The organism is Rhodoblastus sp. (assembly GCF_052145335.1).
Lineage (GTDB): Bacteria > Pseudomonadota > Alphaproteobacteria > Rhizobiales > Beijerinckiaceae > Rhodoblastus.
The window spans coordinates 1-10,581 of the sequence record NZ_JBKQOU010000139.1 but is presented as its reverse complement, the minus strand read 5'-3'; the positions used below and the strand labels follow the sequence as shown (position 1 = coordinate 10,581).

At 64.0% G+C, this 10,581-nt stretch carries 9 protein-coding genes; 6 read left to right on the top strand and 3 right to left on the bottom strand.

The window, feature by feature from the left end:
* From ACLP2E_RS09650 to ACLP2E_RS09630, 5 genes are all read left to right on the top strand, one after another.
* Positions 1–1,176, top strand: a 1,176-nt coding sequence (locus ACLP2E_RS09650; RefSeq protein ID WP_442465778.1) for a metallophosphoesterase family protein, incomplete at its 5' end; no start/stop codon positions are given.
* The gene (locus ACLP2E_RS09645; RefSeq protein ID WP_442465777.1) at positions 1,173–4,625 is read left to right on the top strand and encodes an AAA family ATPase; all 3,453 of its coding nucleotides are present in this window, start codon (positions 1,173–1,175) and stop codon (positions 4,623–4,625) included. The genes ACLP2E_RS09650 and ACLP2E_RS09645, both read left to right, overlap by 4 nt.
* Positions 4,626–4,739: 114 nt before the next feature.
* Entirely contained in the window at positions 4,740–5,081 is a 342-nt protein-coding gene (locus tag ACLP2E_RS09640; protein ID WP_442461391.1) for a hypothetical protein, read from the top strand.
* A gap of 142 nt (positions 5,082–5,223) precedes the next feature.
* Positions 5,224–6,090: a formyltetrahydrofolate deformylase gene (purU, locus tag ACLP2E_RS09635; protein WP_442465779.1), complete on the top strand. Its 867-nt coding sequence runs from the start codon at positions 5,224–5,226 to the stop codon at positions 6,088–6,090.
* 217 nt (positions 6,091–6,307) lie between these two features.
* The gene (locus ACLP2E_RS09630; protein ID WP_442461390.1) at positions 6,308–7,681 is read left to right on the top strand and encodes a DEAD/DEAH box helicase; all 1,374 of its coding nucleotides are present in this window, start codon (positions 6,308–6,310) and stop codon (positions 7,679–7,681) included.
* Positions 7,682–7,767: 86 nt separating this feature from the next.
* Here ACLP2E_RS09630 and ACLP2E_RS09625 read toward each other — a convergent pair whose 3' ends face one another.
* The 3 genes from ACLP2E_RS09625 to ACLP2E_RS09615 form a co-directional block, all read right to left on the bottom strand.
* Complete coding sequence (locus ACLP2E_RS09625) at positions 7,768–8,307, bottom strand: adenine phosphoribosyltransferase (RefSeq protein ID WP_442461389.1); 540 nt, start codon at positions 8,305–8,307, stop codon at positions 7,768–7,770.
* A 37-nt stretch (positions 8,308–8,344) separates the two neighbouring features.
* Positions 8,345–9,277, bottom strand: a complete 933-nt coding sequence (locus tag ACLP2E_RS09620) for a ribose-phosphate pyrophosphokinase (RefSeq protein WP_442461406.1) — start codon at positions 9,275–9,277, stop codon at positions 8,345–8,347.
* 151 nt (positions 9,278–9,428) lie between these two features.
* Positions 9,429–10,052, bottom strand: a complete 624-nt coding sequence (locus ACLP2E_RS09615) for a hypothetical protein (protein ID WP_442461388.1) — start codon at positions 10,050–10,052, stop codon at positions 9,429–9,431.
* A gap of 159 nt (positions 10,053–10,211) precedes the next feature.
* Here ACLP2E_RS09615 and ACLP2E_RS09610 point away from each other — a divergent pair.
* A partial coding sequence (locus ACLP2E_RS09610) for a GIY-YIG nuclease family protein (protein WP_442465776.1) occupies positions 10,212–10,581 on the top strand: 370 nt, incomplete at its 3' end.

Genomic DNA, 10,581 nt, shown 5'->3' with positions numbered 1-10,581 from the left:
GTTTTGGCCGCAAAACTCGCCGGGGCCAGCCGCGACGCTTTTGTCGAACTGATAGACCGCGCCTTGGAGGAACGCATCGCCTTCGCGATTTTCGCCGGCGATATTTTCGATGGCGACTGGCGCGATTCCTCCATCGCTCTATTCTTCAACCGCCAGATCGGCCGCCTCGCCAAAATCGGCGTCCCAGTTTTTTTGCTCAAGGGCAATCACGACGCCGATTCCGTCGTGACGAAAAGCCTGTCGCTGCCCGATCTGGCGCACCAGTTTTCCACCAGCAAGCCCGAAACCTTTTCCTTGCCGGATTTGCGCGTCGCCTTACACGGGCGCGGCTTTTCCCATCGCGCCGAGAGCGACAATCTCGCCCGCGCCTATCCCGCGCCAAAAGCCGGCTGGTTCAATATTGGCGTGCTGCACACATCGCTCGACGGGCGCCCCGGACACGCGGCCTATGCGCCGTGCAGCCTCGACGACCTGCGCGCGAAAAATTACGATTATTGGGCGCTCGGCCATGTCCATGCCCATGAAGTGGTCTCGACCGACCCTTTTGTGGTCTATCCTGGCAACCTGCAGGGCCGCCACATTCGCGAGACCGGGGCCAAGGGCGCGGTTCTGGTCGATGTCGCGGAAAACCAGGTCACGGGCCTGCGCCGACTGATCGTCGATCGCGCCCGCTTCGCCGAAATCACCATCGACGCTTCATCGCATGAGGAGGCGCCGGCGCTGTTGCGCGTTGTCGAGGTCCGCGCCCGCGAGGAGGCGGCGAAAGCCGAGGGCCGGCTGCTCGCCCTTCGGATAAGACTGACCGGCGGCAGCGCCCTGCACGGAATGCTCGCCGCCGATCCGGCGCGCTGGCGCGATGAAATCGAGGCGGCGGCGCAGCGCGCGCATGAGGACATCGTGCTGGAGCGCTTCTCGCTGGAAACGCGAGCGCTGGCCGCGTCCGCGCCGCGCCGGAAAAGCGACCTGCAAGACAGCGATTTCGATTTCGCCTCCTTGCTCGACGAATGCCTTGACGATCCCGATCTGCGCAGTGAGGCGCTGGCGGCTTTGGCCGGCATCGCGTTGAAATTTCCTCCCGGCTCTCCGGGGTTGAGCGAGGAACTCGACGACTTGCTGGCGCAGGCGCGCGATCTCGCCCTGTTTAGCGCCGAGAGCAAGGAGGGCGAGGCGCCATGAGGCTTCTCGACCTCACGCTTGACTGCTACGGCCCGTTCAACGGATTGCGGCTCAACTTTGATCCGCAGGCGAAAATTCATTTGGTCTACGGCGCCAACGAAGCGGGAAAATCATCGGCGCTCGCCGCTATTGGCGATCTTTTCTATGGCGCGCCGCGCCGTGAAAAAATTGGCTTCCTGCGTCCGCGAGACTTGCGGATCAGCGCGACGATACGCGGCCGCAACGGACAGATATTGCAGTTTATTCGTCGGCGAGGCGACCGTAACACCCTTCTCGACGCCTCGGGCGCCGCTCTGCCCGACGACGCCTTGGCGCCTTTCCTCGGCGCCGCGACGCGCGACATTTTTCACCGCGCCTTCGGCCTCGACGCGCGCGCCTTGCGCGCCGGCGGCGACGAAATGCTGCGCGCCGACGGCGAAATCGGCGCCAGCCTTTTCGCCGCCGCCTCCGGCCTGCGCGGCCTGCTCGATCTGCGCGTCAGCCTGGAGGCGGAAGCCGAAAAAATCTTCGATGAGCGCAAGGCGTCGCACCGCAGCTTCTATCAGGCTTTGGCGCGCTACGACGCTGCGCGGGCGGAGGAAAAAGCCGCGACCTTGTCGGACGCCAGCCTCAAGACGCTGAACGCCGATATTGCCGAGGCAGGCGAAAAAATCGCCGCCATCGAGGAGGCGGAACGACAGGCGCAGGCGGAAAAGCTGCGGCTTGAAAGATTGCACAAGGCCGCGCCGATCCTCAAAAACCTCACCGAAGCCCGAGAAAATTTCGCAGTATTCGACGCTCTCGCCGATTTCTCGCCTGACTGGGCTCGGCGTCTGGCGGCGCTGCTCGATGTCCAGAAAGCGGCTGGCGAACAGGCGGCGCAGGGGCGCAAAGCCTGCGAGGCGGCGCGGCTCGAACTGGAGGCGGCGCAATTCGACGCCGGCTTGCTGGAACAGGCGGAAAAGATCGAGGACATCATCCGCGCCAGCGGCGCCTATGAGGACGCAGCCGCCGTGTTGCCGCGCCGCGAGGCGTCGCAGCGCGAGGCCAGGCAGAAGCTGATTTTTCGCGCGCAAGCTTGCGGCGTCGCCGGGCTGGAGGAATTGCGCAGCGTTTTGCCCGATGCCGCGGCGCTGGCCCGCGCGGAAAAACTCGCCGCGCGGGGACGCGAGTTCTTCGCCGGCAAGCAGGAGCAGCAACGGAGCCTGGCCGAGGAGGAAAATCGCCTCGCTCTGCTCAGCGCCGCGCAGGCGCCGCAGGCCGACGCCGGCGTGTTGCGGGAAAAACTCCTGGCTTTCGGACCCATCGCCAACTGGGACGCCTCCTTTCGCGAAGTTTTCGGAGCCTGCGCCGACGAGGCGCGAACGCTGGAAGAAAAATGCGCACGGCTGACGCCGCCGCTGGCCAATCTTGAATTCTTCGCCCGCAACCCCAGCCCCGACGCCGCAACCATCGAACAGGCGGCGCAGGTTTTCGACGAGATGGATGCGCGCGAAAGCGCGGCGAGGCAGAAGGCCGACGCCGCCAAGGAAATCCTCACGGCGGCGCATGCGCGTCTGCGAGCGCTGGAAAGGCTTGGCCCCGTCGCCAGCATGGCCGCCCTGCACGAGGCGCGGAAGAGTCGCGACGCCGAATGGCAAATCTTGCGCGCGCATCTCAAGTGCGAGGCGCCGTTGGGCGACGCTGTCGAAAAGGCTGAAAGTTTCGAAAGGCTTGCAGCCGAGGCCGACGGGCGCGCTGACGCCTTGTTCGCCGATGCGACGCGTGTCGCGGAGGTCGAAGCGGAGCGCGAGAAGACCGAAGTCGCTCTGGGAGAGTTGCGTAGAGCCGACGCCGCTCTCTCCGAGGTAGCGCAACAGCGCGCGCAAAAACAGCTTTCATGGAAGCGAGATTGGAGCGCCGCCGGGATAGAACCGTCTGCGCCGCGAAAAATGATCATCTGGCGCAACCGCGCCGACGCTCTTCTGGAAGCGCGCGAAAATTTGGCGCGGCTTCGCGACAAGGCGGCGGCGTGGCGAATGGGGCTCGACGCATCGCTCCCCGGACTGGAGGCGCTGGCGACGGAATGCGGCCTGGCGCCTTTGCCGCTCGACGCCGCCGCTCTGGCGAAGCGCATCGAGTCGAAAATTGGCGAAATCGCCAAGGCGCAAGACGCGGCGCGCGAGGCGCAGGCGAAAATCGCTGACGCGCCGATCCGCATCGCCCGGCTGAAGCAGCGGCTGGAAGTTCTCAGCGAGGAAGAGGCGCGCTGGCGTGACGAATGGCTCGCGGCGCTTGAAACTGTTCGGCTCGACGAGGACGCGACCTTCGACGAGGCGCAGGCGCGCATCGCGCTCTGGCGCGCGCTGCCTGGCGAATTGCAGGACGAGGACGAGAAGGCGCAGCGCGCCGCCGCCATCGCCAGGGACATCGCCGATTTCGAATCGCAACTCGACGCTTTGCTGGCGCTTTGCGCCCGCGATCTTCCCTCGCGTCCGGCGCTTGCCGCCGCGGCGATCTTGCGCAAAAACCTGACCCAGGCGCGCGAAAAGGCCGCCTTGCGCGAAAGGGCCGAACGGGCGTTGCGGCAGGCGGCGGAAACGGCGCAAAAGTCCGAGGAAGAGTTCGCGCAGGCGCGCTCGGCGCTTCATGATTTTTGCGCTGAGGCCAGTTTCGACGGCGAACCGGCGGCCTTGGCGGAAAGACTGACCAAACGCGAAATGCTCACGGCTTCGATCGAGACGGAGCGCGCGCGTCTGGCGCTGGTCGTCGACGGTTTCGATGAAACCACACTCGCCCGCGAGGCGGAGAATTTCGATCCCGACGCCGCGCAGGTCCGACTCGGGGAAATCGAGAGGCAGAGTGAAGCGCGGAAGAACGAGGCGCGCGAAATTCACGCCGGCCTGCGCGCCGCGGAGGGTGAATGGGCGCGGCTGCAACAGAGTTTTGGCGCCGAACAGGCGGTCTTCGCGAAGGAAAACGCCCGCGCCGAAATCTTGCAGGAATCGCGGCGCTGGGCGGTGCTGAAACTCGCAGCGCTCTTGGTCAACGCCGGGCTTGCGCGCCATCGCGACCGCCGCAAGGATCCGTTGATTTTCCGCGCCGGCGGGCTTTTTTCCAGCCTCACCCAGGGACGATACGGCGAACTCAAGCAGGATTTCGGCGACGACGACCAGTTGCATCTGCGGGCAAAGCGCTTTGACGGCGCCGAACTGGGCGTGCCCGACTTGAGCGAAGGCGCCCGCGACCAGCTTTATCTCGCCTTGCGCCTGGCCTTTCTGGAAGATTACGCAGGGCGCTCGGAGGCGCCGCCGTTCATTGGCGACGATCTTTTCGCCAGTTTCGACGATTCCCGCGTAGCGGCCGGATTGCGGACGCTTGAACAGGCGAGCGGCGCGATCCAGCCGATCATATTCACCCATCATGCCCATATTGTCGGCATCGCGCAGGAACATCTTGGCGAACGGGCGCAAATCCTGCGGCTGGATTGAGAGCGATCACGAAATGTTCAAGTCTAGCCCAAGCAAGAATCGCGGATGCGCTCTGGCGTGTTGCGAAAAATACGCTAGATTGGTCAAGAGAGACCTCCGTAAAGGCGCCGCGCCATGGTTCAAGATCGCAGGAAAAACAGTTCCAATCGCCTCGTCAGGCTGATGATCGCCAACTGGGCTTTCGGCGGGGTCGTCGGTCTTGCCTGCGCCGCGGCGGTGCTGGTTTCCAATGTCGGCGGCATTCGTGTGCTGATGCTGAAATCCGACCTGATGTTGGCTGGCCTGGCTTTGCTGTTCGGCGGTTTTGCGCTGTTTTTCGGCGGCGTGGTCTGCGCCACGGCGATCATGCTGCTGCCGACAGTTGAGGAAAAGGAAACCGGCCGTGGCGGCGGCAGGGCGGCGCCGGTGTTGCTGCCCGCCTATGCCTTGGCGAGAGTACGCGCAGGGCGCCGCTGACGGATTTTCCCTCCATCGACATTTTACGTCTTTGATTCTACACAGCGGGCAATCCCGCCGTTGGGGCGGGGCGCTGTGAAAGTCCGCCATGGCCGCCAAGCTTGACGTCATGAAGAAGCCAGCCGCGTCCGACCTTGATTCCATGCGCGATGGGGAGGTTCATCGCCTGCTCTTGAGTTGTCGGAACCGTCCGGGCATTGTCGCGCGCGTCGCCGGCCATATTTTTGAAGCCGGCTTCAACATTGCAGATTCCAGGCAGTTCGACGAAGTCGAAACCAATCAGTTTTTCATGCGCATCGAGATCAATCCGGCGCGGCCCGAAGCCAGCTTCGCCGCCTGGCGCGAGAGTTTCGCCGAACTGGCGCGGGAGTTCGGCATGAAATGGCAGGTTTCCGCCCAGTCGCACCGGCCCCGCGTGATGATACTGGTGTCGAAATTCGACCATTGCCTGGCCGATCTGCTCTATCGCTGGCGGATTGGCGAATTGCCGATCGAAATCGCCGCCATCGTCGCCAATTATCCGCGCGAAACTTACCCGCATCTCGATTTCGGCGGCGCGCCCTTCCATTACCTGCCCGTCACCCGCGAAACAAAGATGGAGCAGGAGGCGCAGATCTGGTCGCTGGTTCAGTCCACCGGGGCCGAACTGGTGGTGCTGGCGCGCTACATGCAAATTCTGTCGGACGGACTGGCGGCCAAACTGAAGGGCCGCTGCATCAATATTCATCATTCTTTTTTGCCCGGCTTTAAAGGCGCCCGTCCGTACCATCAGGCCCATGCGCGTGGCGTAAAGGTCATCGGCGCCACGGCGCATTACGTCACCTCCGATCTAGACGAGGGGCCGATCATCGAACAGGATGTCGAGCGCATTTCGCACCACCACACGCCGGACGACCTGATCCGCAAGGGGCGCGACATCGAGCGCCGGGTGCTGGCGCGCGCAGTGCGCTATCACGTCGAGAATCGCGTCGTCATCAACGGGTCGAAGACCATCGTGTTCACCGAGTAACCCGGCGCCAGTTGCTTTTCCCGGCCAAAGCCTGTACAGCATGGGCGCTGCATTGCAGCATCCAGAGGCGCCGGCGCATAGGACGGTAACGCGTCGCCCGGCCCAATCAGCCTCCAATGGCCGACAGCCCAATCTATGCGGGGCTGTCTTCGACATGATCCGCGCCAAGCGGACGCGCTTTCGCGCGTCGTCGCGGACCCACACGAAAGTTTCCAACTTGACTCAATTTTCCGATCTCGGCCTCGCCGAGAACGTTTTGCGCGCCCTCACCGCCGAGGGTTATGTTCATCCTACCCCCATTCAACAACAAGCCATTCCGCCGCTGCTCGAAGGCCGCGATCTGCTTGGCATCGCCCAGACCGGCACCGGCAAGACCTGCGCCTTCGCCACGCCGCTGATCACAAGGTTGCAACAATTCCCGCAGGGCCTGCGCCCGAAAATGGCGCGGGTGCTGGTGCTCGCCCCGACGCGCGAACTCGCCGCGCAAATCGGCGAAAGCTTCAAGGTCTACGGCCGCCACGCCAACCTGAAGATCGCGGTGATCTTCGGCGGCGTCAGCTTCGGGCCGCAATTGAAGGCGCTGCAGGGCGGACTCGACGTTCTCGTCGCCACCCCCGGCCGCCTGCTCGACCATTTGTCCACCGGTGCGCTGCGGCTCGACAACACCACGGCGGTCGTGCTCGACGAGGCCGACCATATGCTCGACCTCGGCTTTCTCGTGCCGATCCGCAAGATCTTCGCCAAACTGCCGAAGACCCGGCAGACCCTGTTCTTCTCCGCCACCATGCCGACGGAAATCGGCGCTCTGGCCGGCGAAATGCTGCATAATCCGGTCAAGGTCTCGGTGGCGCCGGTCGCCAGGACCGCCGAACTGGTTTCGCAGAGGGTGATCCTGGTCGAGGGCGCCGGCAAGCGCGGGGCCTTGATCGACCTGATGAAGAACCCCGATTTCAGCCGCTCGATCGTCTTCACCCGCACCAAGCGCGGAGCCGACCGCGTCGCCGGCTTCCTGAACGAGGCCGGTTTTTCCGCCGACGCCATTCACGGCAACAAGAGCCAGAACCAGCGCATCCGCGCGCTGGACGGCTTTAAAAACGGCCAGGTCGGAGTCTTGGTCGCCACCGACATCGCCGCGCGCGGCATCGACGTCGATTCGGTCAGCCATGTCGTCAATTTCGAACTGCCGGAAGTGCCGGAAAGTTACGTCCATCGCATTGGCCGCACCGCGCGCGCCGGCGCCGAGGGCGAGGCGATTTCGCTGTGCGACAATTCCGAACGCGCCTATCTGCGCGCCATCGAGAAACTAACCAAGCAAACTATCCCGGTCACCGATCTGCGCGTAAACCCGCATGCGCCGGAAGAGGCGCCGCCCGCTCGCGGCAAACCGCAGGGACGCCCGGCGCATCGTCCGGACGACCGTCGCGGCCCGGCCCCGACGCGCCACGGCGACGCCCGGCGCGAGCATGGACGCCAGCACGAGGCCAACCGCCAAGAACACGGCCGAAGCGCGATCCCGCGTCCCGCCGGCGGCGGCGACAAGCGCCCGGCGCGCGCTAGCGACAGTTTTTCGCGCAAGGGCCCGAGGGGCTGATCGAGTTCGGTCGATATAAAAAGAAAAAGGCCAGGTTTTCGCCCGGCCTTTTATTTATATGAACGCTGTCGCTCGCAATGACGAACTTAGTGCCCGCCGAACTCCACCAGCGCGCGCACAGGCACGCCGAGGTCGCGGATCTTCTGGGCGCCGCCGAGTTCCGGCAGGTCGATGACGAAACAGGCGGCGACCACGTCGGCGCCGAGCTTGCGCAAAAGCTGAATGGCGCCCGTCGCCGTGCCGCCGGTGGCGATCAGATCGTCCACCAGCAGGACCTTTTCGCCGGGCTTCACCGCGTCCTGGTGCATTTCCATTTCGTCCAGCCCGTATTCGAGGCTGTAGGCCACCGAAACGGTGACATGCGGCAGCTTGCCCTTCTTGCGGATCGGAATGAAGCCGGCGGAAAGCTGATGCGCCACCGCGCCGCCGAGGATGAATCCGCGCGCCTCCATTCCCGCGATCTGGTCGATTTTCTGCCCCGAAAAAGGTTGCACCAACTCGTCCACCGCGCGTCGGAAACAGCGCGCGTTGCCTAGCAGGGTGGTGATGTCGCGAAACTGGATTCCCGCCTTGGGATAATCGGGAATCGTGCGAATGGCGCTTTTCAAATCCATTTCGAAAGTCATGGCGTTCCTGTGCAAAAATGGAGCGCGCCTCCCGTCGTCAATTGAACAGGCTGGAGACGCTCTCTTCCTTGGCGGTGCGGGCGATGGCCTCGCCGATCAGCGGGGCGATGGAAATGACGCGGATATTTTTCGCCAAGCGCACGGCTTCGGTTGGCTGGATCGTGTCGGTGACGACCAGTTCCTTTAGTCTCGACGACGAGATACGGGCGACCGCGCCGCCCGACAGCACGCCATGGGTGATATAGGCGCGAACTTCGGCCGCGCCGGCCAGCAGCAGCGCGTCCGCCGCATTGCAAAGCGTGCCGCCCGAATCGACGATGTCGTCGACCATGATGCAGCTTTTGCCCTTCACCTCGCCGATGATGTTCATCACTTCCGATTCGCCGGCGCGTTCACGACGCTTGTCGACGATGGCCAGCGGCGCATTGATGCGTTTGGCGAGCGCGCGGGCGCGGATAACGCCGCCGACGTCGGGCGAGACCACCATGACGTTCGAGAGGTCGAGCTTTTCCTGAATGTCGCGCACCAGCACCGGCGCGGCGAACAGATTGTCGGTCGGGATGTCGAAAAACCCCTGGATCTGGCCGGCGTGCAGATCGACCGTCAAAACGCGGTCGGCGCCGGCGCGGGTGATCAGGTTGGCGACCAGTTTGGCGGAAATGGGCGTGCGCGGCCCCGGCTTTCTATCCTGCCGGGCGTAGCCGAAATAGGGCATGACCGCCGTGATGCGGCGCGCGGAGGCGCGGCGCAGGGCGTCGATCATGATCAGTTCCTCCATCAGATTGTCATTGGTCGGGAAGGAGGTGGACTGAATGACGAAAGTGTCCTGGCCGCGCACATTTTCTTGAATTTCGACGAAGATTTCCATGTCGGCGAAACGGCGGACCTGACACTTGGTCAGCGGCACCCCGAGATAGGCGGCGATCGCCTCGGTCAGAGGGCGGTTGGAATTACCCGCCAGGATTTTCATCACACCAGCCATCACGCCGCCTTGCACTTATCAATCTGCGCGCGTCTTAGCAGCCGGTTCAGCGACGAACAATAAAAATGGAATGGGCCTGTCTTGATTTTGTTAGAAAAGGAAAAGTTTTCCGCGAGCTGGCGACGTTGCGGCGGTGCGTCTAGCGGGCATCCGTATAAGAAAGCGCTTGGTCCGGCGCGGCTTGCGGCGGCAGGACTTGTGCAGGAAGCGCGGCTTGCGTCGCGGCATCCGTGGCTGTCGTCGCGGCGGACAGGGCCTCCGGCGTATTGGAAAGATAGGCGGCCAGATCGCCGGCGCTGCGTGCGGCGAGCTCCTGCAAAGCCGCGCCGTCAACCAGCGACCAGGGATTGGCGGCCGAGCCCTTCAGCGCGATCTCGTCGTTCAGCCGCTGCGCCCGGTGGTTGGTGCGGTCGTAAATGTCCCAGACATAGGTGAGCTTGGCGCCGCCATCGACGGGGAAGGCGGAAATATAGCCGCGCGCCAGGTAGCGGGCGCTGTTCTGGTCGGTCAGGGCCACGTCCTGCTGGATGACGTCGGCGTTGAACAGCGCCATGAACTGATTCTGCAACGGGGAGGGCGCCCCCTCCATCTGCGTCACCGCGAGAGCGGCGGGATGGGGACTGGCGCCGGAGGGGCGAATGGAATTGGCTTGCGCCAGGGCGTCCGGCGCCGGACCGGAAGTGTCGGCGCAGCCGGACAGAGCGAGAGCCAGAAAGCCGGCTAATCCGCAAAAAGTCCGGGAAACCGGCTGAGTCCAACCCATATGCGCCGCCCCTTTGGATTCATTGACGATTCATTAACCTCCACTGCTAAACGCAAAAACCGTAAAGGTCCAGCATCTGGATCAAAATGTCGTGAACGAAAAAAGGCCCGAGAGCTGTCGCGCCTTTCGCCGGGGCGGCGCAACGCCTAGATTAGAGTCATGATTCCAACGGGCGCAAAGGATGCGCCGCCGGAAGTGCCGGACGGCCAGACAATCGAAGAGATCGAAGATATGGACGACCTGGAAGCCGAGGCGGCCGAAGCCCAGGCAGGGGCGCAAGTCGATTTCGATCTCGACAGCGAGACGGGCGCCGCCTCGCTGCGCCGGGGCGTGCGCGCCATCCGCGCCCACTGGAAACACGCGCCGCCCGGCCCCGGCGTCTATCGCATGCTGGACGAGGAAGGAACGGTTCTCTATGTCGGCAAGGCCAAGAGCCTGCGGCGGCGGATCGCCTCCTATACCAGGCTCGCCGGCCACACCAACCGCATAGCGCGAATGATCGCCCTCACCGCGACCATGGTGTTCGCCT

Coding starts and splice junctions, on each gene's coding strand:
- ACLP2E_RS09625 (WP_442461389.1), bottom strand. CDS start 8,307: ATGACTTTCGAAATGGATTTGAAAAGCGCCATTCGCACGATTCCCGAT.
- ACLP2E_RS09640 (WP_442461391.1), top strand. CDS start 4,740: ATGGTTCAAGATCGCAGGAAAAACAGTTCCAATCGCCTCGTCAGGCTG.
- ACLP2E_RS09615 (WP_442461388.1), bottom strand. CDS start 10,052: ATGGGTTGGACTCAGCCGGTTTCCCGGACTTTTTGCGGATTAGCCGGC.
- ACLP2E_RS09645 (WP_442465777.1), top strand. CDS start 1,173: ATGAGGCTTCTCGACCTCACGCTTGACTGCTACGGCCCGTTCAACGGA.
- ACLP2E_RS09620 (WP_442461406.1), bottom strand. CDS start 9,277: ATGAAAATCCTGGCGGGTAATTCCAACCGCCCTCTGACCGAGGCGATC.
- purU (WP_442465779.1), top strand. CDS start 5,224: ATGCGCGATGGGGAGGTTCATCGCCTGCTCTTGAGTTGTCGGAACCGT.